This window comes from Xanthomonas sp. LMC-A-07 (genome assembly GCF_030208825.1).
Lineage (GTDB): Bacteria > Pseudomonadota > Gammaproteobacteria > Xanthomonadales > Xanthomonadaceae > Xanthomonas > Xanthomonas campestris.
The window spans coordinates 156,240-180,681 of record NZ_JARVTF010000001.1 but is presented as its reverse complement, the minus strand read 5'-3'; the positions used below and the strand labels follow the sequence as shown (position 1 = coordinate 180,681).

At 66.3% G+C, this 24,442-nt stretch carries 25 protein-coding genes and 1 other RNA gene; 13 read left to right on the top strand and 13 right to left on the bottom strand.

All coding sequences use genetic code 11. The features are described from left to right. The first annotated feature begins 8 nt into the window (after positions 1-8). From QRM89_RS00765 to QRM89_RS00755, 3 genes are all read left to right on the top strand, one after another. Positions 9-1,379, top strand: a complete 1,371-nt coding sequence (locus tag QRM89_RS00765) for a leucyl aminopeptidase family protein (protein WP_285447063.1) — start codon at positions 9-11, stop codon at positions 1,377-1,379. A 242-nt stretch (positions 1,380-1,621) separates the two neighbouring features. Further along, a complete protein-coding gene (locus QRM89_RS00760; protein WP_285447062.1) occupies positions 1,622-2,713 on the top strand; it encodes a catalase family peroxidase in 1,092 nt (363 codons plus the stop codon). Continuing rightward, complete coding sequence (locus tag QRM89_RS00755; protein ID WP_115531250.1) at positions 2,710-3,252, top strand: cytochrome b; 543 nt, start codon at positions 2,710-2,712, stop codon at positions 3,250-3,252. The genes QRM89_RS00760 and QRM89_RS00755 overlap by 4 nt, the downstream gene beginning before the upstream one ends. 148 nt (positions 3,253-3,400) lie before the next feature. Here the strand turns inward: QRM89_RS00755 and QRM89_RS00750 are convergent, their stop codons facing one another. The 3 genes from QRM89_RS00750 to QRM89_RS00740 all read right to left on the bottom strand — a co-directional run bounded on the left by QRM89_RS00750 (position 3,401) and on the right by QRM89_RS00740 (position 6,248). After that, entirely contained in the window at positions 3,401-4,189 is a 789-nt protein-coding gene (locus tag QRM89_RS00750; RefSeq protein WP_076057139.1) for a ThuA domain-containing protein, read from the bottom strand. A 180-nt stretch (positions 4,190-4,369) separates the two neighbouring features. Beyond that, complete coding sequence (locus QRM89_RS00745) at positions 4,370-4,972, bottom strand: response regulator transcription factor (RefSeq protein ID WP_014506244.1); 603 nt, start codon at positions 4,970-4,972, stop codon at positions 4,370-4,372. An 88-nt stretch (positions 4,973-5,060) separates the two neighbouring features. Then, complete coding sequence (locus QRM89_RS00740) at positions 5,061-6,248, bottom strand: sensor histidine kinase (protein WP_285447092.1); 1,188 nt, start codon at positions 6,246-6,248, stop codon at positions 5,061-5,063. 393 nt (positions 6,249-6,641) lie between these two features. Here QRM89_RS00740 and QRM89_RS00735 point away from each other — a divergent pair, with 393 nt between their 5' ends. Continuing rightward, positions 6,642-7,880 carry an efflux RND transporter periplasmic adaptor subunit gene (locus QRM89_RS00735; protein ID WP_285447061.1) on the top strand — a complete coding sequence of 413 codons (1,239 nt, stop codon included), beginning with the start codon at positions 6,642-6,644 and terminating at the stop codon, positions 7,878-7,880. Between the two features lie 30 nt (positions 7,881-7,910). On the opposite strand, the gene QRM89_RS00730 is transcribed toward QRM89_RS00735, so the two are convergent. Continuing rightward, positions 7,911-7,984: non-coding RNA, sX9 sRNA (locus QRM89_RS00730), on the bottom strand. Between the two features lie 339 nt (positions 7,985-8,323). Here QRM89_RS00730 and QRM89_RS00725 point away from each other — a divergent pair. From QRM89_RS00725 to QRM89_RS00710, 4 genes are all read left to right on the top strand, one after another. Next, positions 8,324-9,013, top strand: coding sequence for an ABC transporter ATP-binding protein (locus tag QRM89_RS00725; protein WP_011038986.1), 690 nt, complete (start codon positions 8,324-8,326; stop codon positions 9,011-9,013). A 12-nt stretch (positions 9,014-9,025) separates the two neighbouring features. Further along, the gene (locus tag QRM89_RS00720) at positions 9,026-10,186 is read left to right on the top strand and encodes an ABC transporter permease (RefSeq protein WP_070693771.1); all 1,161 of its coding nucleotides are present in this window, start codon (positions 9,026-9,028) and stop codon (positions 10,184-10,186) included. Between the two features lie 13 nt (positions 10,187-10,199). Further along, positions 10,200-11,519 carry an ABC transporter permease gene (locus QRM89_RS00715; RefSeq protein ID WP_285447060.1) on the top strand — a complete coding sequence of 440 codons (1,320 nt, stop codon included), beginning with the start codon at positions 10,200-10,202 and terminating at the stop codon, positions 11,517-11,519. A 175-nt stretch (positions 11,520-11,694) separates the two neighbouring features. Further along, positions 11,695-12,813 (top strand): alpha/beta fold hydrolase, encoded by a 1,119-nt coding sequence (locus tag QRM89_RS00710; protein ID WP_285447059.1) that lies wholly within the window; start codon positions 11,695-11,697, stop codon positions 12,811-12,813. Between the two features lie 149 nt (positions 12,814-12,962). Here QRM89_RS00710 and rarD read toward each other — a convergent pair whose 3' ends face one another. Together rarD and yedA are read right to left on the bottom strand one after the other, a co-directional pair. Further along, positions 12,963-13,871: an EamA family transporter RarD gene (gene rarD, locus QRM89_RS00705; protein ID WP_228437501.1), complete on the bottom strand. Its 909-nt coding sequence runs from the start codon at positions 13,869-13,871 to the stop codon at positions 12,963-12,965. Beyond that, positions 13,868-14,770 (bottom strand): drug/metabolite exporter YedA, encoded by a 903-nt coding sequence (yedA, locus tag QRM89_RS00700; RefSeq protein ID WP_011038991.1) that lies wholly within the window; start codon positions 14,768-14,770, stop codon positions 13,868-13,870. Before yedA ends, rarD begins: the two co-directional genes overlap by 4 nt. A 122-nt stretch (positions 14,771-14,892) precedes the next feature. Between yedA and QRM89_RS00695 the strand changes: the two genes are divergently transcribed. Then, positions 14,893-15,276 (top strand): Rap1a/Tai family immunity protein, encoded by a 384-nt coding sequence (locus QRM89_RS00695; RefSeq protein ID WP_040942011.1) that lies wholly within the window; start codon positions 14,893-14,895, stop codon positions 15,274-15,276. Positions 15,277-15,399: 123 nt separating this feature from the next. Here QRM89_RS00695 and QRM89_RS00690 read toward each other — a convergent pair whose 3' ends face one another. The 7 genes from QRM89_RS00690 to rocF form a co-directional block, all read right to left on the bottom strand. Next, positions 15,400-17,052: a M28 family metallopeptidase gene (locus tag QRM89_RS00690; protein WP_285447091.1), complete on the bottom strand. Its 1,653-nt coding sequence runs from the start codon at positions 17,050-17,052 to the stop codon at positions 15,400-15,402. Between the two features lie 164 nt (positions 17,053-17,216). Continuing rightward, the gene (locus tag QRM89_RS00685) at positions 17,217-18,161 is read right to left on the bottom strand and encodes an MBL fold metallo-hydrolase (RefSeq protein ID WP_285447058.1); all 945 of its coding nucleotides are present in this window, start codon (positions 18,159-18,161) and stop codon (positions 17,217-17,219) included. A gap of 83 nt (positions 18,162-18,244) precedes the next feature. Further along, on the bottom strand, positions 18,245-19,534 hold the full coding sequence (locus QRM89_RS00680; protein ID WP_285447057.1) for a tryptophan--tRNA ligase: 1,290 nt from the start codon (positions 19,532-19,534) through the stop codon (positions 18,245-18,247). Positions 19,535-19,693: 159 nt separating this feature from the next. Then, positions 19,694-19,903: a CsbD family protein gene (locus tag QRM89_RS00675; RefSeq protein WP_011038998.1), complete on the bottom strand. Its 210-nt coding sequence runs from the start codon at positions 19,901-19,903 to the stop codon at positions 19,694-19,696. A gap of 233 nt (positions 19,904-20,136) precedes the next feature. Next, complete coding sequence (locus tag QRM89_RS00670; protein ID WP_011270059.1) at positions 20,137-20,271, bottom strand: entericidin A/B family lipoprotein; 135 nt, start codon at positions 20,269-20,271, stop codon at positions 20,137-20,139. A 79-nt stretch (positions 20,272-20,350) separates the two neighbouring features. Continuing rightward, complete coding sequence (locus tag QRM89_RS00665) at positions 20,351-20,503, bottom strand: entericidin A/B family lipoprotein (protein WP_011038999.1); 153 nt, start codon at positions 20,501-20,503, stop codon at positions 20,351-20,353. Positions 20,504-20,613: 110 nt separating this feature from the next. After that, a complete protein-coding gene (gene rocF / locus QRM89_RS00660; protein ID WP_103700858.1) occupies positions 20,614-21,537 on the bottom strand; it encodes an arginase in 924 nt (307 codons plus the stop codon). Positions 21,538-21,850: 313 nt separating this feature from the next. On the opposite strand from rocF, the gene QRM89_RS00655 reads away from it, so the two are divergent. From QRM89_RS00655 to QRM89_RS00640, 4 genes are all read left to right on the top strand, one after another. Further along, the gene (locus QRM89_RS00655) at positions 21,851-22,312 is read left to right on the top strand and encodes a roadblock/LC7 domain-containing protein (RefSeq protein WP_012439505.1); all 462 of its coding nucleotides are present in this window, start codon (positions 21,851-21,853) and stop codon (positions 22,310-22,312) included. Between the two features lie 82 nt (positions 22,313-22,394). After that, positions 22,395-22,754, top strand: coding sequence for a hypothetical protein (locus QRM89_RS00650; protein WP_011039002.1), 360 nt, complete (start codon positions 22,395-22,397; stop codon positions 22,752-22,754). A gap of 102 nt (positions 22,755-22,856) precedes the next feature. Continuing rightward, complete coding sequence (locus QRM89_RS00645; RefSeq protein ID WP_285447056.1) at positions 22,857-23,774, top strand: hypothetical protein; 918 nt, start codon at positions 22,857-22,859, stop codon at positions 23,772-23,774. After that, the gene (locus tag QRM89_RS00640; protein WP_042595653.1) at positions 23,771-24,313 is read left to right on the top strand and encodes a GTPase; all 543 of its coding nucleotides are present in this window, start codon (positions 23,771-23,773) and stop codon (positions 24,311-24,313) included. The genes QRM89_RS00645 and QRM89_RS00640 overlap by 4 nt, the downstream gene beginning before the upstream one ends. Positions 24,314-24,442: the final 129 nt, after the last annotated feature.

Here is a 24,442-nt window from a genome sequence, read left to right as displayed (position 1 = left end):
GGATTCCCATGTCCCACCTCACCGGTTTCACCGACCCCAGCGCGGCGGCGTTGCCGCTGCATGTCCTCGACCGCGAAGGGTTTGCCAGCTGGTGTGCCGACCAGCCCACCCAGGTGCTGGCATGGGCGCAGGCGCAACGCTTCGACGCCACACCCGGCAGCGTGCTGCTGCTGCCCGGTGAGCAGGGCCTGGCCGGTGCGGTGCTGGGCATTGGTGACCGCGCCGACGCCTATGCGTATGCGCATGCACCGATGGCGCTGCCGCCGGCCAGCCGCTGGATGCTGGCCACGCCGTTGAACGAAGCCGAACAGGCGCTGCTGCAGCTGGGCTGGGGCCTGGGGGCCTACCGTTTTGCACGCTACCGCAAGGTGCCGCGTGCGCCGGCCGAACTGGCCGCCGCGCCGTCTGCGCATACCCGCGCGCTGATCGAGGCCTGCCTGCAGGTGCGCGACTGGGTCAATACACCCACCGAAGACATGGGCCCGCAGCATCTGGAAGACGCCGCACGCGCGTTGGCGCAGACGCACGGCGCACAGGTCGAGGCGATTGTCGGCGAGCAGTTGCTGACGCAGAACTTCCCCACCATCCATGCAGTGGGCCGTGCCTCGCACCGGGCGCCGCGGTTGATCGTGCTGCGCTGGGGCAAGCCGGAACACCCGCACCTGATGCTGGTCGGCAAGGGCGTGTGCTTCGACACCGGTGGGCTGGACCTGAAACCGGCCGACGGCATGCGCAACATGAAAAAAGACATGGGCGGCGCCGCGCATGCACTGGCGCTGGCCGGGCTGGTGATGGCGCAGCAGCTGCCGGTGCAGCTGACGTTGCTGATTCCGGCGGTGGAAAACGCCGTGGGCCCGGATGCATTCCGTCCTGGCGAAGTGATCATCACCCGCGCCGGCGTGAGCGTGGAAGTGGACAATACCGATGCCGAAGGCCGCCTGGTGCTGTGCGATGCGCTCAGCTACGCCAGCGAGCAACGCCCGGACCTGATCCTGGATTTCGCCACGCTCACCGGCGCGGCGCGCATTGCGCTGGGCCCGGACCTGCCGGCGCTGTTCGCCAACGACGAAGCAGTGGCGCAGGCCTGGTTGGGCGCTGGCGAACGCACCCGCGACCCGGTCTGGCGCATGCCCTTGTGGCGCCCGTACCTGCGGTATCTCAACAGCCATGTCGCCGACATGGCCAACGCCGGCTCGCGCATGGCCGGCGCGGTGACCGCGGCACTGTATCTGGAACGCTTTATCGCCCCGGGCCTGGCGTGGGCGCATCTGGACGTCTACGCCTGGAACGACAGCGACCGCCCAGGCCGCCCTGCCGGCGGCGAAGCACTGGCGTTGCGCTCGGCCTTCGCGATGCTGCAGCAGCGTTACGGCGGCTGAGGCACACGGCCGGCGCGGCGCGCGCCCGGCATCGTCGGATACCGCGCTGAGACGTGCGGGACGCAGTGCAGGCGCACGCGTTGCAAGCGCCGGTCACACCGGCACTTGTCCGCGCGTTGCCAACATCACACGCTACAAGCAGCGCCCTGCGGATGATGCGGCGCAGGCGTCCTCTGCCGCGGCCATTGCGCGGCCGACCCGGGCGACCGCCACATCACCTCTCGCATCACCCGGAGCCAGCCATGTCGTTGCCACCTCCCTCGCCACACCGCGCACGCAGCCCTGTGGTGCCCTTGCTGGGTATCGCAGCGATTGCCGGCGGCATCGCCATCACGTTCGCCTGGACCGCCGGCTGGATTGGCGGCGACCGGCTCACTGCCGCACGCATGACCGACACCATCGAATCCAGCGGGCCGCCGCATCCGGGCTTCCGGCGTGCGCATACCAAGGGCGTGTGCGTGAGCGGGCAGTTCCAGTCCAGTGGCAAGGCCACCTGGCTGTCGTCGGCACGCATTTTCAGCCAGCCCAGCACACCGGTATTGGGCCGCATGTCGATTGGCGGCGGCGACCCGCATGGCGCCGACGGTGCGGCGCGCGTGCGCAGCATGGCATTGCAGCTGCGCAGCGATGACGGGCAGGAATGGCGCACCGCCATGAACAGCTTTCCGTTTTTCGTGGTGGCCACACCGGCCGGGTTTCAGGCGCTCAACGTCGCCTCCAAGCCCGATCCGGCCACCGGCAAACCCGATCCGGCCAAGCTGGCGGCGTTCGGCAAACAGTACCCGGAGGCGGCAAAATTCCAGCAGTGGGCCAAGACCGCGCCGTGGTCGGACAGCTGGGCCAATACCCAGTACAACGGCGTCAACGCCTTCCGCGCGGTGGCCGCCGATGGCCGCGAGCGCTACATCCGCTGGTCGATGCGCCCGCACACGCCGTTCAAGGGCTTGAGTGCGGAACAACGCGCGCAGGCCGATGGCGATTTTCTGGCCACCGATCTGGATGCGCGCCTGGCGCAGGGGCCGTTGCGCTGGGACATGGTGCTGACCGTCGCCGAGCCCGGCGACCCGGTGGATGACCCCTCCCAGCCATGGCCGGCGAGCCGCCGCCAGATCGTGGCCGGCACGTTGTCGCTCGACCACGCGCAGCCGCAGGCCAGCGGCCCATGCCGCGATCTCAACTACGACCCGCTGATCCTGCCCAAGGGCATTGCCGCCTCCAACGACCCGATCCTGGCGGCGCGCTCGTCGGTGTATTCGCAATCGTTCAATCGACGCGAGCGCGAGATCGCCAACGGCAAAGGCAGCGCCGCCACCGGCCAGGGAGCCCACCCATGAGCAGCCGTACCCACTTCAATCTGCCCGCACGCGTGCTGCATTGGCTGATGGCCGCGATGATCCTGACCATGCTGTTTGTCGGCGTGGGCATGGTGGCCTCGGTGACGCAGCGGCCGTGGTTGATCGACCTGCATCGCCCGCTGGGCATCGCCATTTTGATTCTCGCCGTGCTGCGGTTGATCAACCGCCTGCGGAACCGCCCGCCGCCGCTGCCCTCCGATCTGCCGGCCTGGCAGAAGGTGGCAGCCATCGCCTCGCACTGGCTGTTGTACGCGTTGATGCTGGGCATGCCGCTGATCGGTTGGGCAATGCTGTCGGCCGGTGCGTATCCGATCGTGTTGTGGCCGGGCGCGCAGTTACCGCCGATCGCGCCGCATGACCCGGCGCTCTATGCCTGGCTGCGCAGTGCGCATGGCTGGCTGGCGTATCTGTTGTTCGCCACCGTGCTGGGGCATCTGAGCGCAGCGCTGTTCCATGCCTGGGTACGCCGCGATGGCGTGTTTTCCAGCATGGCACGCGGGGAGCGCTCGGCGCGTTGATGGATGGGGGGCGCTCCCTTCTCCCGCCGGGAGAAGATGCTCCGCAGCAGGGGCGGATGCGGGTACGGGCGAAGCATCGGGTTCGCCGCCGTCTGGAGTGGCTTTGCCGCGTACCCTCTCCCCAACCCCTCTCCCGACGGGAGAGGGGCTAGCGCTGGCGTTTTGTCTTGGCCTCTGGCGCAGATGCGTCGATGCCCTTGCCGGTCGCGGCCCAGTAAATCCCGCCGTACAGATGCTCCAGATAGCGCGGGTCGTTGTAGGCCTCGGCCAGATGGCCCAATGCCGTGGCGAAGACGCGGCCGCCTTCGAAGTGGTGGTACCACGCCACCGGGTGCTGTTTGCCCATGCCCTTGGCGACCTGGCCGGGCCAGATCAAGGTGGGGTCGTAGCTGGATTCGTCCACCGTCATCAGCGTCACTAACTCATCGCTGTAAGGCGGGTCGTATTCGTACCACTCATCGGTCCACACCCAGCGCGCAGGCAAGCCGGCCGTGGCGGGGAAATTGGCGTCCACCACATCCACCATGGCGGTCTGCATGTAGGGATGGGTGCGGAACGACCGCCCGATCAAATGGTCGTACCACTCCCAGTCACCGCGCTTGATCGCAAACGCCTTGTGCACGGCAACCACACCGCCGCCGTTACGCACGTACTTCTGAAAGTTGGCGCGCTGGGCGGGATCCAGATCGGTGGCCGGTGTGTTGAGCAAGACGATCGCCGCGTACTGCGACAGATCGCCATCGAAGGCCTTGGCATTCCAGGCCCACACCAGTTCGACATAATGCTTGCGCGCCATCGCTTCGAACTGCGGCTTGGCGACGGGAATGTAGTCGTGGTGATACTGGTTGGGAATGGCCGCCACCAGAATCTTGAATTGCTCGGCAGATGCGTTGAATGCGCAGGCCAATAGCAGACCCAACAGCCACAGATGTTTCATGCAATGCGCTCGCGTTGATCACCCATCAACGAGTGTACCTGCGCACGCGTGGCATGCCTTTCCCTGCGTTTTGGAATAGGTGTCCATGCGTGTTCTGCACCACAGACGTCACCGCATTACATCGCGCGTGCAACGGCCAAACATCGCGCATGCATGCACGCGTATCAGCGCATCACTTGCTCACAACCAGCCTTTTTGCCGCGCCAGGCGATACGCTTCGATGCGATTGGCCACGCCCAGTTTGCCGATGCATTCGGACAGGTAATTGCGCACGGTGCCGTGCGACAACTGCAGCTGTTGTGCGATCTCGCTGGCCGAGCGGCCTTCGCCGGCCAGCCGCAACACGGTGCGCTCGCGCTCGCTCAAGGGGTCGGCTTCCACCCAGGCATCCATTGCCAGTTGCGGGTCGATCACCCGCCCGCCGCGCTGCACCGTGCGCAAGGCGCTCACCAATTGTTCGGCCGGCGCATCCTTGAGCAGGTAGCCGGCCACGCCGGCATCCAGGGCGCGGCGCAAGAATCCGGGGCGCGCAAAGGTGGTCACGATGATCACGCGCACCGGCAACGCCTGCCGCTGGATGCGCTGCGCCAGCTCCAGGCCGGTGAGGGCCGGCATCTCGATGTCGGTGACCAGCACGTCCGGCTGCAGGCGTTGCAGCTCGCGCCAGGCGCTTTCGCCATCGGCAGCGCTGCCGACCACCGTGATGTCGTCTTCCAGGCCGAGCAAGGCCACCAGCGCACCGCGCAGCAAGGCTTGGTCTTCGGCCAACAGGACACGGATCATCGCTCGCGCTCGCATGTATGCAACGGCTGCGCACGATAGCAGCCGGGCGCCTGGCGTGTATGCGACACGCGCACCGACCGATGCGCCGTCAGTGCGACTGTGGCATCAGTGGCACCGGCAGCGGCGGAGTGGCCGGCGCCAGCGTGGGGCGCGGCAGCGGCACGCTGGCACGCAAGCGCATGCCACGCGGCAGCGCTTCCACATCCAGTGCACCGCCCAGGCCTTGCAGGCGCGTACGCATGCCGTCCAGGCCGTTGCCGGGCACGATCACGCCACCGCGCCCGTCGTCGGTGATTTCCAGCACTGCCTGCGCGTCCTGTGCCTGCAGGCGGACCCGCACGCGTTTGGCCTGCGCATGGCGCTGCACATTGGTCGCGGCCTCGCGTACGACTAGGGCGAGCGCGGTCTCGTGTTCGGCTGGCAAGGCCAGCGTTTCCAGGTGCTGCTCCAGCACGATGCCGTCCAGGTCCAGCAACACCCGCGCCGAGGCCAGTTCGGCCACCAGCCCGGCCGCACGGATGCCAGTAACCGCGCGCCGCACCTGTGCCAGCGCATCACGCGAGATCTGCGCCACCGCATCGATCTCGCTGCGCGCCGCCTGCGGATCACGCTCGATCAGGCGCGCGGCCAGATCCGACTTGAGTGCCACCAGCGACAAGGTGTGCCCGAGCAGATCGTGCAGATCGCGGCCAATGCGCTCGCGCTCGGCAGTGGCGGCCAGCCGCCGCACTTCATCCTGCGACAGCCGCAGCAGCATGTCCTTGCGCTCGTTGACGCTGTACACCGCGCCAACCGCCGCCATGCCCAGCACCGAAACCGGCAACCACACCAGCGATTGCCAGCCCAGCCCCAGCCAACGCGCCCAGGCCAGGTAGAGCAGGTTCATCAGCACCAGCATGCCGAAGTGCCGCCACAGTGCGTGCCGCGTGGAGGGGCGCAGGCTCAGGCAGGCAAACACGAAATAACTGATGCCGGAGGAATACACCGGCAGCAAGGCCGCGCTGAGCACGCCCATGGCCCAGGCGTAGCGATACAACTGGCCGCGCGGGGCAAGCAGCATGCGCGCGTACAACAGCAGGAACACCGGATACGACAGCAGCGTGCACAGCAGCCAGGTGGCATCGTATCCACGCGAAGAAAACACCGGCACCACAAAGATCCAGGCCGACCACAGCAGGTGCACGCAATCCATCCAGGGCGACTGCCCTTGCGCAAGGCGTGCGCTGACCTGCGAGTTGGCGGCGGGGCGTAACCAGGCAGGAAGCGGAAAGCGCATCTGGATGAGTCCGGTGAGGAAGCTGGAGTCTGCCACTGCGGTGCGCGCAGTGGACTGGAACAGTTGAGCACGCAGCCGGTCTGTAAGGCACGGCCCGCTTGTCGCGTGCGCCAATGCGTACACCTGCGATGCGACGGGCGCAGCGCTGGCACCGCATGCCTGGCGAACACGACAGCCTGGCACGCGCCCAGCATCGCCCACTGCCACCGCCGCGCCCAGTTGCCGCTGTCATGTGCGGCAGGTGACAGCTGTCACTGGCGGGCACGATGCAGCGGTTGCATGCTGCGCGGCACCAACCCCGTTGGTCGCCTTCGTATTGCTGGTGACTTCCGGCAGCTTGCGGCACGGCGCCCGGCCGGTCACATTTCGCGCAGCACCCCGTCACGGTCAACGATGAACACTTCCGCCGATCTGCTCAAGCAACTCCGTATCGATCGCCAGACCCCACCACCGGCCCCGTCCCGGCGTGGGCTGTGGATCGGCCTGGCCATCGTGCTCGTCGTCATCGTTGCCGCCGCGTTGTGGTGGTTCAACCGGCGCCAGGTCATCGAAGTGCAGACCGCACCGGTGGTGGCGATCAGCGCCGGCAGCAGCAGCGCCTCGGTGCTGGATGCTTCCGGTTATGTGGTGGCACGGCGCATGGCCACGGTGTCGGCGCAGGTCACCGGCAAGGTGCGCGAGGTGATGATCGAAGAAGGCATGCGCGTGGAAGAAGGCCAGGTGATGGCCACGCTCGACCCGCTGGACGCCGATGCGCAACGCACCTTGTCCGCCTCGCAACTGTCGGCCGCACGCAGCCAGGTGGACAACATGCAGGCGCAGCTGGCAGTGGCCAATGCCGATGCCTCGCGTCTGCAATCGCTGGTAGGGGCGCAACTGGTCTCGCGCTCGCAGTACGAGCAGGCCACCGCGCAGCGCGATGCCTTGCGTGCGCAGCTGCAGAATGCGCAGCGCAATGTGCAGGTGGCCTCCAATCAACTGGCGATCTCGGCGATCCGCTCGGACTTCAACGTGGTGCGCGCGCCGTTTGCCGGTGTGGTCACTGCCAAGGCCGCGCAGCCGGGCGAAATCGTCTCGCCGCTGTCGGCCGGCGGCGGCTTCACCCGTACCGGTATCGGCACCATCGTCGACATGGAATCGCTGGAAATCGAGGTGGAAGTGGGCGAGTCCTACATCGGCCGGGTGCAGCCGAAGATGCCGGTCGAAGCGGTGCTCAATGCCTACCCGGAGTGGAAGATTCCCGGCGAGGTGATTGCCATCATCCCCACCGCCGATCGCGGCAAGGCCACGGTGAAGGTGCGCGTGGCATTGAAGGTCAAGGACCCGCGCATCGTGCCGGAAATGGGCGTGCGAGTGAGCTTTTTGGAACCGGCCAAACCGCAGGAAGCGGCCACGCCGCAAGGTGTGCGCGTGCCCGCCGCCGCGCTGGTGGAGCGCAATGGCGCCACGGTTGCCTTCGTGGTCGATGCGAAAAACCGCGTGCAGGCGCACACCGTCACCCCCGGCATCACCCTGGGCGAGGACAGGCAGGTCAGCAAGGGCCTCGCCGCCGGCGACAGCGTGGTGTTGCAGCCGCCGGCGCAGTTGAAGGATGGCGACACGGTGGCCGAGGTGGCCGCCGAGAGCGAGTGACGCACGCGATGGCGCCTTTGCACTAAGAGCGGCTAACAAAACGTAGCGAGCAGTCGTCAGGTGGGTGCGGACGGCGCGGAGGAACCGGAGTGTACGGGGGACATGCAGATTCCAAGCACCGGCCGCGCCCGCCTGGCGGCTGCGCAGTCGTTTTGATAGCTGCTCTAAGCAGACGCAACCTGGTTGCAGCGCAGCGCTGCGGCGTTTGTCGAAATCAGCAGCTGCCGAACGTGGTGTGCTGTGTGTCTTGCTGTGTCGTGCCCGCCGTTGAATTGCTGGATCGCGCTGTGCGCCGTGTTTGCCGTTGTGGCGCTGCATCGCGGCCACCGTGTGTAGCACCAGTTGGCCGCAGCGCGTAGCCGCGGTGTTGCACCGTCGTCCTGCCATGCGTTGTCGCTTTGCCTTGCCGTTTCATTCCCGCCATTGCCCCGTCAGGAACCGTCATGACCGCCCTTGTCACCCTGCGCAACATCACCAAGACCTACCAACGCGGCCCGGAAAAAGTGCAGGTGCTGCACGGCATCGACATGGAAATCGCCCGCGGCGATTTCGTCGCCATGATGGGGCCCTCCGGCTCCGGCAAGACCACCCTGCTCAACCTGATCGGCGGGCTGGACACGCCTAGCGGCGGCGAAATCGAGATCGAAGGCGAGCGCATCGACCGCATGAGTGGCGGCCAGCTCGCCACCTGGCGTAGCCACCATGTCGGCTTCGTGTTCCAGTTCTACAACCTGATGCCGATGCTCACCGCGCAGAAGAACGTGGAGCTGCCCTTGCTGCTCACCTCGCTCAACGCCGCCCAACGCAAGCGCAATGCGGAAATCGCCCTGACCCTGGTCGGCCTGCAGGAACGCCGCAACCACAAGCCCAGTGAATTGTCCGGCGGCCAACAGCAGCGCGTGGCGATTGCACGCGCAATCGTGTCCGACCCCACCTTCCTGATCTGCGACGAACCCACCGGCGACCTGGACCGCCACAACGCCGAGGAAATCCTGCGCCTGCTGCAGGAACTCAACCGCGAACACGGCAAGACCATCGTGATGGTCACCCACGACCCGAAGGCCGCCGAATACGCCACCCACACCATCCACCTGGACAAGGGTGAGCTGGCCGACGCGCCCCTCGCGCTGTAAAGGAGCGCTGCCATGAAGTATCTCTCGCTGGTGTGGGCGCAACTGTTCCGCAGCAAGACGCGCACGTTGCTGACGCTGCTGTCGGTGGTGGCGGCGTTCCTGTTGTTCGGCATGCTCGATTCGGTGCGCGTGGCGTTTACCTCCGGTGGCAATGTCAGCGGCGTGGACCGGCTGGTGGTGGCCTCGCGGCTATCGATCACCCAATCGCTGCCGATCCGCCTGGAAAACCAGATTCGCAGCGTGCCGGGCGTGCGCGATGTGACCTCGGCGATGTGGTTCGGCGGCATCTACCAGGACCCGAAGAATTTCTTCCCGAACTTTTCGGTGGCGCCGAACTTCTTCGACGTCTACAGCGAATACCAGCTACCCAAGGACCAGCTCAAGGCCTTCCAGACCACGCGCACCGGCGCGGTGGTCGGCGAGTCGCTGGCCAAGCAATTCGGCTGGAAGATCGGCGACACCATTCCGCTGCAGGCCACCATCTTCCCGCGCAGCGGTAGCAACGATTGGCCGCTGCAACTGGTCGGTATCTTCCGCATGAAGGACCGCACCGTGGCAGCCAACCAGGAACGCCAGTTGATGATGAACTGGAAATATTTCGACGAATCCAACGACTACATCAAGAACCAGGTGAGCTGGTACACGGTGACCTTGCGCAGTGCCGACCAGGCCTCGCGCGTGGCATTGGCGATCGATGCGTTGTCAGCCAACTCCGATCATGAAACCAAGTCGCAGACCGAATCAGCGTTCCAGCAGGCCTTTCTCAAGCAGTTCGCCGACATCGGTTTGATCGTCACCTCGATCATGGCCGCAGTGTTCTTCACCTTGCTGCTGCTGACCGGCAACACCATGGCGCAGGCGGTGCGCGAGCGCATTCCGGAACTGGCCACGCTCAAGACGCTGGGATTCCAGGACCGCACCGTGCTGACGTTGGTGATGGTCGAATCGGTGTTGCTGATTGGCCTGGGCGGGTTGATCGGCATGGGGCTGTCGGCGTTGGTGATTCCGATGGTGGCCGCGCGTAGCGGTGGCCTGATGCCGACACAGACGGTGCCGCTGCAGACCTGGTTGGTCGGCCTGGGCCTGATGGCCGGGATCGGCATCGTGGTGGGTGTGCTGCCGGCGTTACGCGCGCAGCGCTTGAAGATCGTCGATGCCCTCGCCGGCCGCTGACAGGAGCACGCAGATGCAAAGCAAATGGAAGAACCGTCTGGTCAATCTGCTGTCGGTGGTGCTGCTGGCAATCGGCCTGGCTGCGTGGATCGCCTTGCCATGGACGTTGTTGCTGCCGATCGCCGCGCTGTTGGCGGTGTGGTTGGTGGTCACACGCAGCGGCCGGCTGTCGTTGGCGGCGGCACGCATCGGCATTGCGACGTTGCCGCAACGCTGGGGCTCCAGCTCGGTGATCGTGGTCGGCATCGCCGGGGTGGTCGGGGTGCTGGTGGCGATGCTGGCGATGGGTCAGGGATTTCAGGCCACGCTCAACAACACCGGCGACGACAGCACCGCGATTGTGTTGCGCGGCGGCTCGCAAGCGGAAACCAACTCGGTGATTACCCGCGATCTGGTGCCGTTGATCAGCAACCTGCCCGGCATTGCGACCGATGCCAACGGGCGCCCGCTGCTGTCGCCGGAATTGGCGCAGGTGGTCAACATCGCCTCCAAATCCGATGGCACCGACGTCAACGCGCAATTGCGCGGGGTGGGCGAACAGGCCTGGGCGGTGCACACCAAGGTCAAGCTGGTGCAGGGCCGCCACTTCACGCCCGGCCTGCGCGAGATCGTGGTCGGCAAGGGCGCGTTGAATCAGTTCCGCGGACTGGAACTGGGCAAGACGCTCACCCTGGGCAGCCAGCAGTGGACGGTGGTGGGCGTATTCGCGTCCGGCGATGCGCACGACTCGGAGATGTGGACCGACGCGCAGACCCTGGCCACCACCTACAACCGCAGCGCGTACCAGTCGATCACCGCGCGCACCGCCGGCAAACCGGGGTTTGCCCAGTTCAAGGCCGCCATGGCCGCCGATCCACGGCTCAAACTGGATGTGGACACCACCCGTGCGTACTACGGCAAGCAGGGCGGCGGCTTGAACAAGTTGATCAGCATTCTGGGCACGGTGATCGGCGCGATCATGGCGGTGGGTGCGGTGTTTGGTGCGCTCAACACCATGTATGCCGCCGTAGCCACACGGGCGCGCGAGATCGCCACCATGCGCGCGATCGGCTTCCGCGGGCTGCCGGTGATCATGGCGCTGATGCTGGAAACCATGCTGCTCGCCCTGCTCGGCGGCCTGCTGGGCGGGCTGATCGCCTGGGCAGTGTTCAACGGCTACACCGTCTCCACGCTGGGCAACAACTTCAGCCAGGTGGTGTTCCAGTTCAAGGTGTCGCCAGAGCTGCTGTGGAGCGGGCTGAAATGGGCGCTGGGCATTGGGCTGGTGGGCGGGCTGTTCCCGGCATTACGCGCGGCGCGCTTGCCGATCACCACGGCATTGCGCGAGGTGTGAGGCGGGCGGTGGCCCGCCGGGAGTGGGGAATGGGGATGCGTAACAGCCAGGGCAAACCATCTGGCTGCGGCTGAACGCCGGGCGGACTGTCATCGTTTTGTCACCGCACTGCGGTAGATGCGCGCGCCAGGCAGGCCGTAGTCTGCTCGGCCGCTTCGCCCTTCGATGCATTGCCATGACGCGCCTGCTCCTGCTGGCCTGCGCCTGCCTTTGGCTGGCCGGCTGTTCCTCGTCCTCCACCTCGCTGAGCGAGCGCCTGGTCGCGCCCGGCGGCACCTCGCCGTTGCTGGACGAAGAGCGCATTGCCGCCACCATCGCCAGCGTGCCCAGCCGCAGCGGGCACGTGGTCACCCGCGATCAGGTGCCGATCTTCTGGCGCGCAATCGATCCGGGCCAATACGCAATGCGCTACCGCTACCGCGGCCAGCGGCATGACCCGGCGCATGCGCTGGACGTGGATTTCAGCTTTACCGTGCCCGCCGCGGCCGCGCCGGCCACACCGCGCGGCACCGTGGTACTGCTGCACGGCTGGATGATGGATGGCGATTCGCTGCTGCCGTGGTCGTTGGAGTTGGCGCAGGCCGGCTACCGCGTGGTCACCATCGACCTGCGCAACCACGGCCATTCCGGCGGTGGCCCGTCCGGCTACGGCACGCGTGAGTCCGACGACGTCATCGATGTGATCAATGCACTGCAGCCGCGCGGCGAGATCCAGGGCCCGCTGTACCTGTTCGGGATTTCCTACGGCGCGGCCACCGCGCTGTTCACCGCCGACAAACTGGGCGACCGCGTGGCCGGCGTGGTGGCCATGGAATCCTTCGCCAATGCCGGGCGCGGCATTCGCGACATGGTGCCGCACCTGCTCGCCAGCCAGCCCAACGGCTGGCGTGGGCAGGCGGTGGCAGCGTATGCGCGCTGGCGCTATGGCGGCCAGGACATCGATGCGGTGATTGCCGCGGCAGACACGCAATTGCAGCTGGATCTGGACCATGTCGACGTCACCCAGGCATTGGCCGCCACGCGCAGCTGCGTGCTGCTGTTGCATGGCGATGCCGATCAGCACATTCCGGTGGCGCATGGCCGCGCCCTCGCCCTGGCCAGCCCGCGCGCGCACTACCTTGAGCTGCACGACGAAGACCATCTGAGCCTGCCCTTGCGCCTGGACCTGCTGGCGCAGCCGATCGATGCCTGGCTGGCGCAAACGCAACAGGACCGCGGCACTTGCCCGGCCCCGCAGGCGCTTCCAGCCTCCACGCTTGCTGTCGCGGCAGCGGCAACGCCGCCGCGTAGCTGATCGCAGGGCAGGCCGTCGCTTCAGAGCACTGCGCGGCGATACGCGCGTAGCGAAACCAGATCGCACATCGAGTCCCGCGTGCGCAGGTACATCAAGCACGCGACCACGTCCGCGCGCACTCTCACACCTGCATGCGTCACGCGTTGCGCTCAGCGCGACGCCGCAGGCCTGCGCGCACGCCACACGCTGTCACCGACGAACAACAACAAGCCCAGCCAGATCGCGGCAAATCCAATCGCACGGCCCTGGTCGAATGGCTCATGGAAGAACCACACGCCCAGCAGCAGCTGCAGACTCGGCGCGATGTATTGCAGGATGCCCACCAGCGACAGCGGAATGCGCCGCACACCGTAGGCGAACCCGATCAACGGCAAGGCGGTGACCACGCCGCCGAAGATCAGCATCGCGTCGGTGCCCAGGCTCCAGCTACCGATAAAACCGCCGCCGTGGCCGTACTCGCCCCAGCCCACCAGCAGCAGTGCCGGCACGAACAGATACACGCTTTCCACGCCCAGGCCGGCCACCGGATCCACCGCCACCAGTTTGCGCAGCAAGCCATACAACCCGAACGAACTCGCCAGCCCCAACGCGATCCACGGCGGCGCGCCCGCATCGAGCGTCAGCCACAGCACGCCCAGCGCCGCGCATGCCACCGCCACCCATTGCAGGCGCCGCAGGCGCTCCTTCAACACCACCACGCCCAGCAGCACGCTCAGCAGCGGGTTGATGAAGTAGCCCAGGCTGCTTTCGATCACATGCCCGGCGTTGATCGCCCAGATATACAGGCCCCAGTTGAAGGCAATCGCCACGCTGCTGCCGGCCAGCATCGCCAGCGCGCGCGGCTGCGCGGCGATCGTGCGCCACCAGCGCAAGCCGGAGGTGGCCACCAGCCACGCCACCACCAGCAGTGCACTCCAGACGATGCGATGACCAATGATCTGCAGCGACGGCACCGCCTTCAGCACATGCCAGTACAGCGGAATCACGCCCCACAACACGAAGGTGGAGGCGGTGATCAACAACCCACGGCGCGCTTCGGCCGGCGACACCGCGCTCATCGGCGCGCCTTGGCAAGCGTCACCACCAGCACGCCGCACAGGATCACCGCCATCGCGCCGATATCGTGCGCACTGAAACGTTCGTGGCCCAGCCAGGCACCCAGGCTCACCGCAATCACCGGGTTGACGTACGCATAGCTGCCGGCCAGTGCCGGGCGCACGTGATGCAACAGCCACACGTACGCGGTGAACGCCACGATCGAGCCGAACACGCACAGGTAGGCCACCGCCAGCAGGCCCTGCGTGGTGGGCCAGGCGTGCGGGCGTTCGCCCAGCAACAGGCCGGTGCTCACCAGCAACACGCCGCCGCACAACATCTGCCCGGCGGCGGTCATGAACGGGGTCGGCAGATCACGCCCGCGCGACCACACCGAGCCGAACGCCCAGCCGATCGGCGCGATCAGCAACAACACCAGCCCACCCGGCGTGGCGGTCAGGCTGCTGCCGGCATTGAGCCAGACCACGCCAAGAAATCCGATCACGATGCCCAGCCATTCGCCGCGGCTGGCGTGCTGGCCGCGCAACGCGCCGAACAAGGCCATCCACAACGGCACCGATGCCACCGCGGTCGCCGCCAGGCCCGACGACACACTGCGCTCGGCCAGCACCACCATGCCGTTGCCCAACAGCAACAGTGCCGCGCCCATGAACGCCACATTCTTCCATTGCGCGGGTGTCGGTGCGGCCACGCCACGCCAGCGCAGCACCGCATACAACAGCGTGCCGGCAACGATGAAGCGCGCGCCGGACACCATCGTCAGCGGTTGCGCGCCGCCGGCCAGGGCGAAGCGGATCACCAGGTACGTCGAGCCCCACACCACGTAGACCAGCAGCAGCGCGAGAACGACCAGCCCGTTGCGCGCAGGCGCAGGCGCGGCAGCGTTGTGAGAGGAAGACATCGGACATGCCAAGTGCAGCGGAAGCTTCAATTCTAGAGCACCTGCACACGCCCACGTGCCGCATGCGCTCGCCTGCCGCGCACGTTATGGTGCCTACCGACTCTCATCACGATGGAATGCTTATGCAGCGTCGCATCACCTTGCTGGCCCTGGCCGCCCTGAGCCTGCTCTCCACCACTGCAGCGGCGCGCACGCCCGAGCCTTGGGAACTCACCGGGCAGGCGCTGATCGATGCCGGACTGGACGGTTCGCTGGCACCGGAAATCGACGCACCCGGGCAGCCCGAACTCAAGGTCATGGTCTCGGCCAGCCGCGCCGGCGCGTACGTGCTCGGCGTCGCCAGCACCGGCTATCGCACCAAGTGGTGCATGCCCGCAGGCAAGGCCGGCCCGCCGGACTTGCAGGCCATCATTGCCGACCTTGCGGCGCTGCCGTTGAAGCGTCTGGAAGAGCCCGCTCCCGGCTTGATCCTGCAGGCGCTGGCCAAACGCTATCCGTGCCGCTGAGGGTCAGATTGCTTGGGCACTGCCGCAATCCTTCGGCGGCGTGCGCGATACAGCTGAAGGTGCATCTGCACTCAGCGATGCCCGGGCCTGACCACCGCGCCGGGCACCTGCACCGCGCCGCGCTTACTTGCGCGCCGCATCGCTCTTGCTGCGGATCGCCCTGAATTCCGACCCGTCCTGCCAGCTCGGCCATTGGCGGTTGTTGGCCAGCGCCACGCCCACGTCATAGACCAGCGTGGTGTCGGCCGCATGGCCGCTGGCATCCCATTGCGGGGTCCAGCGATCGCAGGGTTGGTGATAGCACTGCGCAAAGTAGGTATCGCGCAGCGCCTTGCCGGCAGCCACGCCGCCATCGAGCATGTCCAGGCCCGGGCCTGCGGTGATCGCCGGCACACCCATGCGGGCAAACGCGAAATGATCCGCGCGGTAGAAGAAGCCCGCTTCCAGATTCGGGTCCGGCGAATACGTGCGCCCACGCGCCTTGGCCGCCTGTTCCAGATCGCCCTCCAGCGACACCCGTCCACGGCCCCACGAGGCGATGTCGCGGGTCGGGCCATCCGGGCTGAACATCTCCATGTTGAGCACCGCCACGGTCTTGTCCAACGGCGCCAGCGGATGTGCCGCGTAGTAGTTGGCACCCAGCAGGCCCTTCTCTTCGGCCGTCAACGCAATGAAGTACAGCGTGCGCTGCGGTCTGGGGCCGGCAGCGAACACGCGCGCCAGTTCCAGCACGCTGGCCACGCCGGTGGCGTTGTCCACCGCACCGCGCCGGATCGTGTCGCCGCTTGTATCGGCCTTGCCAACGCCAAACGCATCCCAGTGCGCGGAGAAGATCACCGTCTCATCCGGATGCTGGCTACCGGTGAGCTTGCCCACCACGTTGTGGGTTACCACCCGCTCGCGCTTGAGCTTGAAGTCCACCGACAGGCGCGCATCGCCCAGCGCGATCGGTGCGAAGTCGCGCTGCTGCGCACGCTGCTTGGCCTGCTCGAAATCCAGGCCGGCGCGCTGGAACAACGATTCCGCTAATGCACGCTGCATCCAGCCACGCACCGGCACGTGCTGCGCGCGGGCGTCGGCATCACTGCGTTCGATATCGAACAGCGGCGACAGGCCGGAGCTCTGCACCGTGGCCCAGCCATACGCGGCCGGCGCGGTCTCGTGCACGATCAATACACCGGCAGCGCCGCGGCGCGCGGCTTCTTCGTACTTGTAGGTCCAGCGGCCGTAGTAGGTCACCGCCTTGCCGTCGAATGCGCCCGGCTGCGGCGTAGCGAAGTCGGCATCATTGATCAGCACCACCGCGATCTTGCCGCGCAGGTCCACGCCCTTGTAGTCGTCCCACTGCCGTTCCGGCGCGCTGATGCCGTAGCCCACGAACACCAGCGGTGCATTCTTCAATGCCACCGTGTCGATCGGCCGCAGGCTCTGCAAGGTCACATCGGTGCCGTTGACCAGGGTCTGGTCCTTGCCGCCCACATGCAACGTCGCGCGGACCGGCCCATCCACCTGCGCACGCACCAGCGGCACCGCCTGGGTCCACCCGCCCTGCTCGCCACCGGGCTGCACCCCTGCGGCCTTGAATTGCTCGACCAAATAATCCACGGTGCGCTGCTCGCCGGCGCTGGCCGGTGCACGACCTTCAAAATCGTCGGACGCCAGCAGGCGCACATGCCGCGACAGCGCTTCGGCATCGATCCCGCCGCCGGGCAGATCGTTGGCGGCCTGCGCCACACCTCCCACAAACAGGCAGGCGGACAACAGCAGGATGCGCATCGGATTCACGGCGTGGCCTTGCAACTCAAAGATGACCAACAGTTTACAAAGCGCGCGCGCAAAACCGTAGCGCTGTGTTGCTGCGCGATACGAGCAAGCGTGCTGCGCAGTGATTCGTACGCGGTTGCCATGACTTGCAGCGCAGCCACACGCCACACGCTGCCTCAGCCCGCGCGCACCGGCCGATCCAGCCAGCAGGCCAATCCCTGCGCATTGAGTTCGATATCGGTGGCCAGCAAGTGCTCCACCGCGGCATCGTCCAACGGGCAGCCATGCTGGCGTGCGCGCTCCAGGTAGAGCGCGGTCAATGCGGCCACCAGACAGCGGTGGCGGTCGGCACGCTCGGCACAGCCGTGCGCGATCTCGGTCATCGCATGGATCTGCTGCACCAGCGCCTTCGCCAATCGCTGCGGATGGGTCACGCGACCATAGTGGGTGAGATACATCGCCTCTGGCGCCATTGCCATCAACCGTCCGATGGACTGCAGCATGGCGTCGGGCTCGAACTGCACCGGCGATGAGGTCGGCAGGATGAAGGCGCCCTGCGCGCTATCGAGCTGGCGATACGACAACCCGAAGGTGTCGCCGGTGAACCAGCTGCGGCTGCGCGCATCCCACAGGCACAGGTGATGCCGCGCATGCCCGGGCGTGTCGATGCATTGCAGCGCACGTGTACCCAGCAGCAGCGTGTGCCCGTCCGGTGCCTGCACCACGCGTTCGGCCGGCACCGGCAGGATTTCGCCATAACTGCGCGCCATCGCCTCGACGCCATAGACGGCGGTGGCGCCGGCAATCAGACGCGCCGGATCGATCAGATGCGGCGCGCCGCGCGGATGCACCAGCACGCGCGCGTTGGGCAGGTGCTGCAGCAAGGCACCGGCGCCGCCAGCGTGATCCAGGTGCACGTGGGTCAGGATCAACCACTCCACCTGCGCCGGCATCAGCCCGGCATGGGGCAACGCCGCCAGCATGTGCGGCACCGACAAACTGGTGCCGCAATCGACAAATGCGCCGCGTTGCTCGTCGACGATCAGGTAGGCAGCATCGAAGTTCGCGCCGCCAAAGCCGGTGTCGATGGTCTGGATGCCATGCTCGACGGGTTCTGTCATGCCCACCACACGATTGCCATGCGCAGCCTCAAGTGTAGACGCGTGCGCAGCGGGCCGCTGTGGACCACGTCAAGCGGCGACAATCACGCCTCGCGCAGCGCGCGCAATGCGGCAAGCACCGGCGCCGCATCGGCGGGCAGCTGCACACCCGGCAATTGCAGCTGGGTGGTGTCTTCGGCCTGTTTCAAGCGCGCAATCAGCTGGCCCGCCTCGCGCGGCGATGCAAAGCCATCGCTCTGCAACAGCAAGGTGCCGGCCGCGTCGTGCAACTTGAAATAGAACTGGCCATCGCTCTCGCGGTATTGCTTGAACACCGGTAATGCAGCCTTTGCCGTCGTCGCCGGAGCCACTGCGCTGGCCTGGCTGGACAGATCGCGCAAGCCCACCGCATCGCGCAGTTGCGCCAGCAGCGGCGTGGCATAACGGGCACGCAGGCGCGCACCGCCGGCACGCAGCGTCGCCTCGATCTTGGCCGGCTCGGCCATCAATGCCTCATAGCGTGCGCGCAGCGGTGCGATCTCCAGATCGATGCGTTCGAACAGTTGCTGCTTGGCATCGGCCCAGCTGATGCCATCGGCAAACGCCTGCGCAAACGCAGCGGTTTCCTGCGGCGTGGCGAAGGCTTGATACAGCTGGAACAGCGCCGAGCCCTGCGTGCCCTTGGCCTCGCCCGGCGCACGCGAGTCGGTCAGGATCGAGAACACCAGCTTGCGCAATTCCTCGCGCGGGGCGAACAACGGAATGGTGTTGTTGTAGCTCTTGCTCATCTTGCGGCCATCCAGGCCCGGCAAGGTGGCCACCTGCTCATCGATCACCGCATCGGGCAGGGTGAAATAGTCCTGCCCATACACATGGTTGAAGCGCTGCGCGAAATCGCGCGCCATCTCGATGTGCTGGATCTGGTCGCGTCCCACCGGCACCTTGTGCGCATTGAAGATCAGGATGTCGGCGGCCATCAGCACCGGATACATGAACAATCCGGCGGTGACCCCGGCGTCTTCGTCCTCGCCCTCGGCGCGGTTCTTGTCCATCGCCGCCTTGTAGGCATGCGCGCGGTTGAGGATGCCCTTGCCGGCCACGCAGGTCAGTAACCACATCAATTCGGTGGTCTCCGGCACATCGGACTGGCGGTAGAACCACACCTTGTCCGGATCCAGGCCACAGGCCAGCCAGCTGGCTGCGATTTCCAGCGTGGAGCGCTGCGTCCGCGCCGGGTCCTGTGCCTTGATCAGGCTGTGCAGGTCGGCCAGGAAGTAGAAGCTCTCGGCATCGGTGGCCGTGCTGGCCTGGATGGCAGGACGGATCGCACCGACGTAGTTGCCCAGGTGCGGTGTGCCGGAGGGAGTGATGCCGGTAAGAACGCGAGTGGTCATCTGCATAGGCCAGGGAATCAGCCTGCAAGTTTAACGGTTCCGCGCCAGGGCATCCGGCAGCGCCTAGCGCCGGTGCCGCGTACAACGAAAGACGGGCCGCAGTGCGGCCCGTCCCTTGCACACGCTGCTCAGCCGATCGGCGAGCGGGCGCGGCGTGCCTTAGCGGTCGTCGCGCAGCGACTTCTCGAAGGCGCGCACCTCGGTCTGTGCGCGGTCACGGTCCCAGCCATAGCGCTCCTGGAGCTTGCCTTGCAGGTATTCCGCATTGCCTTCGGCCACCTTGAAATCGTCGTCGGTGAGGTCGCCCCACTTGGCCTGCATCTGGCCCTTGAGCTGGGTCCACTTGCCGGAAATGATGTCAGTGTTCATTGCGATTCTCCGCTGCTTGCGGCCGCGATTGACCGTGGCGCCAGCTTGATTCTGGCCGCGTTCGGCACAGGTCAAAAGATGTCGAGCGCGCACTCACCGCGATGAACGGTTGCCATCGCAGCGGCGTGCGACGGAGGTGCACTGCACCGGCACATAGCGCCGCGCGCCATTGCGTCACCCACAAAAAAACGGGCCTTTCGGCCCGTTTTTTGTTCACCGATGCAGCAAGTGGATCACTTGCGCGCGGCGTCTTCCACCTTCTCGCCAGCGCCCTGCACGTCCTTGCCAGCACCTGCGACGGTGTTGCAACCCGCCAGCATTCCAACCGACAACATCGACAGCACCAACAATGCAATTGCACGCTTCATAAACTCACTCCTTCATAGGCACGCGGCGGTTGCCGCAGATCAATCAAGACCAACCAAACAGATCAAACAAAACCGATGATCAGCACTTACCGTCGCTGCATTTGTCGGCGGTCTTCTCGACCTTGTCACCCGCACCCTGCATGTCCTTTCCGGCACCAGCCATGGTGTTACAGCCAGTCATCATGCCGGCCGAGAACAGGCCCAGCACCATCAGTGTCAGCAGTCGCTTCATTTGGTCTTCCTCGGTTCCGCGTCCGGTGCCGATGCACCCCGCTTGGCGCCAAATCTGACTGCGCGACCGTGGATTTGATGTGAACGCCGGGCCAAACGTTCAGGCACCGATCAATCTCGCATCAGCGTCGACTTGCCAAACAGGCTTTCCACCAGATCCACCGCCAGCTCGGCGGTGGCGTTGCGGTTGTCCAGTACCGGATTGAGCTCCACGATATCCAGCGACCCCATTCGCCCGGTGTCGGCGATCATCTCCATCACCAGCTGGGCCTCGCGGTAGTTCGGCCCACCCGGCACGGTGGTGCCTACGCCCGGCGCAATGCTGGGGTCCAGGAAGTCCACATCGAAGCTCACATGCAGGTGGGTATCGGCGCTCATGCCTTGCAGGGCCGCTTCCATGGTGCGCTTCATGCCGGCTTCGTCGATGTAGCGCATGTCGTAGACGTCGATGCGGTGCTGCTTGATCAGGCGCTTCTCGTCCGGGTCCACCGAGCGGATGCCGATCTGCCGGATCTGCTCGGGCAACACGGCCGGCGCGCTGCCGCCCAGGTGGGTTAGCGCCTGCGGGCCAAGGCCGCACAGGCAGGCCACCGGCATGCCGTGCACGTTGCCGGACGGGGTTACCTCGCTGGTATTGAAGTCCGAATGCGCATCCAGCCACAGCACTCGCAGCGGGCGATGCTGCTCGCGGCAGTACTTGGCCACCGCGGTGATCGAACCGATGCCCAGGCAATGGTCGCCGCCCAGCATGACCGGCATGCGGCCTGCGCACAGCTCCGCGTAGCTGGCGTCCATCAACGCCTGGTTCCAGGCGACCACCTCGTCCAGATGCCGGTACCCGGCCTGCGGTGCCTGCCACGGATTGCGCGGGCCATCCAGATTGCCCAGGTCACGCACCTCGACGCCGCGCCCGACCAAGGCCTCCTGCAGCCCGGCGATGCGCAATGCCTCCGGCCCCATCCGGGCACCACGGTGGCCGGCACCGATGTCGGTGGGCACGCCAATCAGGGAAACCGGCACGTACTGCGTTGCCATGCATTGCTCCAGCATCGGGAAAGCCGCGCAGTCTAGTCGTCGCATCGCGCAACTACGCGCGGCAGCGCAGCACGGCACACCGCTTGCATCGTGGTGCGCAGTCATCATGACTGCCGTGAGCACCGTCATAAGTGACGTTGCGGGGCAGTTTGTGGCACGCGCAGCTTTGCGGACTGTGCTTGTCTGACCGCACAGTTAAGAAGCTGAGGCCGGTATGACTTTGCCCTCATATGCCGATGGTATCGTTCGCCCGCCAGCGCAGGACCGGTGTCACTTATTCGCGCAGGCCGTTCGCAACAGGGGGAAAATTTTCATGCCGCACAACGCCGTCAACCAGGTCGTCAAGGCTGCCGTGGGCGAAGTCGCGCGGGCGTCGCATCAGTACGACCTGCAGCGCATCGGGCGCGAATTTGCGCAGACCATCGAGCGCGAACCGGGGATCCGGCTGCTGATGTTGTCCACCGCCGACGGGCGCGCGATCACCGAGCAATCCAGCCTCGACGCCGATGGCCGCCGGCTTGCCGCCATGGCCAATTCGTTTTTGACGCTGGGCGAGACGCTGGCGCGCGAATCGGGCCTGAGCGAAGCTGATTACGCCACCATCAGCACCCGTGGCGGGCAGTTGGTGCTGATCCGCATCCGTGCCGACAAACCATTGACGCTGACCGCCGTGGGCGCCAGCGATCTCAATGCCGCCGCGCTGCTGTTCAACGCACGCGATTGCGCAGGCCGGCTGGCCACGGCGCTGGCAACGCCACCGCCGGCCGCCGCGTAGCACTGCTCGCTTGGCACTGTTCGTGCTTGCGTGTGCGCACGGCATCCGCCCACTCATTTCTCAACGCTGGTAAGGACGACTCGTGTCAAAACTCAATCTGGAACAACTGCATTCGCTGGCCGGTTTCGTTGGCGCCGCGCTGGTCGATAGCGACAGCGGCATGGCGCTGGGCATGACCGGCGGTACCGAGCTCAACCTGGAACTGGCCGCGGCAGGCAACACTGAAGTAGTGCGCGCCAAGCGCCGCATCGCCGAACAGCTGGGCTTGAACGACACCATCGAAGACATCCTGATCACCCTGAGCAAGCAGTACCACCTGTTGCGCCCTCTGGAAAGCAACGGCGCGCTGTTTCTGTACGTGGTGCTGGACCGCGCCAAGGCCAACTTGGCCATGGCACGTCACGAACTGAAGGCGTTCGAGAAGACCCTCGACTTCGGTTGATCCGCTGATCGTTAAAGAACGGCGCCACTGCGCCGTTGCTATTGGCCTGCCGGCGCCCGCCGGCAGGCGTTGCTGCCTCGATGCGCCGCCAGGCGCCAGATCATGACCACACCCATCCACACCATGCGGGTCGCTACGGCCGGCCTGGACCTGCTGCACACCACGCGCCTGAAACTGGCCTGCTCGCTGCTGCTCGCCGAACGCATCGACGTGCAGCTGGGCGAGTGGCCCGAGCACGCCGCCGATGTGGTGGTGCTGGGTCTGGAAAGTGCCGATGGCCTGGCCGCGTGGCAGGCCTTGCAAGGCCAGCCGGTGCGGGTACTGGTGGTGTCGCGCACGCCGGTGGCGGGCGCATGGCTCAAGCACGGTGCCACCGTGCGCGAACTCAACGAACAATTACGCCTGCTGCTGTCCTCGCCACAGCACGCCCCGGCCACCGAGCCGGCGCTGTTGCTGCGGCATTGCCGCGGCGAATTCGGCACCGATGCGGTAGTGCTGCAACAGGCGCAGCTGCGCGTGCGTGTGGACCCGGGCAATGGCTGGCTGGAGTTGCCCGCCACACTGCCGCTGGCCGCCTTGGTGGCTGCGCTGGATCGCCCCGATTGGCAACGCGCAATGGGCGACATCGGCACCACCGCCACCCGACGCATCTCGCTGGAAGCGCTGTATTTCGCCTTGCCCGAACACCTGCGCCCGGCACTGCCGGCGGTGGAACCGGGCCACGCGCTGCAACTGCGCCAATGGCCGGAACTCAGCGCCGATATCAGCACGCCGTCACAGTTGCTGGCCATCGCGCACCTGCATGCCCGGCCGTGGCGCCCGCAGGCGCTGGCCAATGCTTGCAAGCTGCCGCTGCAAACGGTGGAATGCCTGTTCGCCGCCGCGCTGGCCAGCGGCCTTGCCCAGACTGCGGAGATTGCCGTGCCGTCCACGCCGCGTCGTCAGAACAGCAGCAACTCCCGGTTCTTTTCCTGGGTTGCGCGTCGGTTCGGTCTCACCCTCTCCCAGGCACAGTCATGAGCCTTCCGGCCAACAAATTGGTGTTCGTGGGCGGCATGGGCGCGGGCAAGACCACCGCGGTGCGTGCGATCTCCGACGTGGAACCGGTCAGCACCGAAATGCCGCTGAGCCAGGATGCCTACGGCGACAAGACTTACACCACCGTGGCGCTGGACTACAGCTCGATCGAGCTCGAAGACGGCGAGCTGCTGCACGTCTACGGCGTACCCGGCCAGAAATACCTGGATTTCATGTGGCCGCTGGTGTGCGACGGCGCCCTGGGCGTGATCGTGCTGACCAGCGCGCGCGATACGCAAATGCGCGACACCACGCTGGAGCTGCTGCGCGAATTTTCGCGGATTGCGCCAGAGGCCAGCCTGGCCGTTGGCGTCACCATGACCGACGAGGTGCAGGAATTCCTGCTGCCGCCGTTCCGCGAAGCGCTGGTGGCCGAAGGCTTCCGCATCCCGGTCATGCGCGTGGATGCGCGCTCGGCCACCCAGATCACCTTCCTGGTGAAAACGCTGCTGTCCTATCGCTACACCTCCGCGCCGGTCTGAGCGGAAGGTGGCCGTGCGCGATCAACGCGCACACAAAGTGAGTCAAGGAATCCGGTCACGACGGTGCCTGCAGAGGGCGTCACGCGGGGGATGCCGCCTCTAGGGTGGCGGCGACGCGTCCTTCATCCT

Excerpts from the sequence above, each read along its gene's own strand:
- QRM89_RS00765 (WP_285447063.1), top strand. The coding sequence starts at position 9 with ATGTCCCACCTCACCGGTTTCACCGACCCCAGCGCGGCGGCGTTGCCG.
- QRM89_RS00760 (WP_285447062.1), top strand. The coding sequence starts at position 1,622 with ATGTCGTTGCCACCTCCCTCGCCACACCGCGCACGCAGCCCTGTGGTG.
- QRM89_RS00755 (WP_115531250.1), top strand. The coding sequence starts at position 2,710 with ATGAGCAGCCGTACCCACTTCAATCTGCCCGCACGCGTGCTGCATTGG.
- QRM89_RS00750 (WP_076057139.1), bottom strand. The coding sequence starts at position 4,189 with ATGAAACATCTGTGGCTGTTGGGTCTGCTATTGGCCTGCGCATTCAAC.
- QRM89_RS00745 (WP_014506244.1), bottom strand. The coding sequence starts at position 4,972 with ATGATCCGTGTCCTGTTGGCCGAAGACCAAGCCTTGCTGCGCGGTGCG.
- QRM89_RS00740 (WP_285447092.1), bottom strand. The coding sequence starts at position 6,248 with ATGCGCTTTCCGCTTCCTGCCTGGTTACGCCCCGCCGCCAACTCGCAG.
- QRM89_RS00735 (WP_285447061.1), top strand. The coding sequence starts at position 6,642 with ATGAACACTTCCGCCGATCTGCTCAAGCAACTCCGTATCGATCGCCAG.
- QRM89_RS00725 (WP_011038986.1), top strand. The coding sequence starts at position 8,324 with ATGACCGCCCTTGTCACCCTGCGCAACATCACCAAGACCTACCAACGC.
- QRM89_RS00720 (WP_070693771.1), top strand. The coding sequence starts at position 9,026 with ATGAAGTATCTCTCGCTGGTGTGGGCGCAACTGTTCCGCAGCAAGACG.
- QRM89_RS00715 (WP_285447060.1), top strand. The coding sequence starts at position 10,200 with ATGCAAAGCAAATGGAAGAACCGTCTGGTCAATCTGCTGTCGGTGGTG.
- QRM89_RS00710 (WP_285447059.1), top strand. The coding sequence starts at position 11,695 with ATGACGCGCCTGCTCCTGCTGGCCTGCGCCTGCCTTTGGCTGGCCGGC.
- rarD (WP_228437501.1), bottom strand. The coding sequence starts at position 13,871 with ATGAGCGCGGTGTCGCCGGCCGAAGCGCGCCGTGGGTTGTTGATCACC.
- yedA (WP_011038991.1), bottom strand. The coding sequence starts at position 14,770 with ATGTCTTCCTCTCACAACGCTGCCGCGCCTGCGCCTGCGCGCAACGGG.
- QRM89_RS00695 (WP_040942011.1), top strand. The coding sequence starts at position 14,893 with ATGCAGCGTCGCATCACCTTGCTGGCCCTGGCCGCCCTGAGCCTGCTC.
- QRM89_RS00690 (WP_285447091.1), bottom strand. The coding sequence starts at position 17,052 with ATGCGCATCCTGCTGTTGTCCGCCTGCCTGTTTGTGGGAGGTGTGGCG.
- QRM89_RS00685 (WP_285447058.1), bottom strand. The coding sequence starts at position 18,161 with ATGACAGAACCCGTCGAGCATGGCATCCAGACCATCGACACCGGCTTT.
- QRM89_RS00680 (WP_285447057.1), bottom strand. The coding sequence starts at position 19,534 with ATGACCACTCGCGTTCTTACCGGCATCACTCCCTCCGGCACACCGCAC.
- QRM89_RS00675 (WP_011038998.1), bottom strand. The coding sequence starts at position 19,903 with ATGAACACTGACATCATTTCCGGCAAGTGGACCCAGCTCAAGGGCCAG.
- QRM89_RS00670 (WP_011270059.1), bottom strand. The coding sequence starts at position 20,271 with ATGAAGCGTGCAATTGCATTGTTGGTGCTGTCGATGTTGTCGGTTGGA.
- QRM89_RS00665 (WP_011038999.1), bottom strand. The coding sequence starts at position 20,503 with ATGAAGCGACTGCTGACACTGATGGTGCTGGGCCTGTTCTCGGCCGGC.
- rocF (WP_103700858.1), bottom strand. The coding sequence starts at position 21,537 with ATGGCAACGCAGTACGTGCCGGTTTCCCTGATTGGCGTGCCCACCGAC.
- QRM89_RS00655 (WP_012439505.1), top strand. The coding sequence starts at position 21,851 with ATGCCGCACAACGCCGTCAACCAGGTCGTCAAGGCTGCCGTGGGCGAA.
- QRM89_RS00645 (WP_285447056.1), top strand. The coding sequence starts at position 22,857 with ATGACCACACCCATCCACACCATGCGGGTCGCTACGGCCGGCCTGGAC.
- QRM89_RS00640 (WP_042595653.1), top strand. The coding sequence starts at position 23,771 with ATGAGCCTTCCGGCCAACAAATTGGTGTTCGTGGGCGGCATGGGCGCG.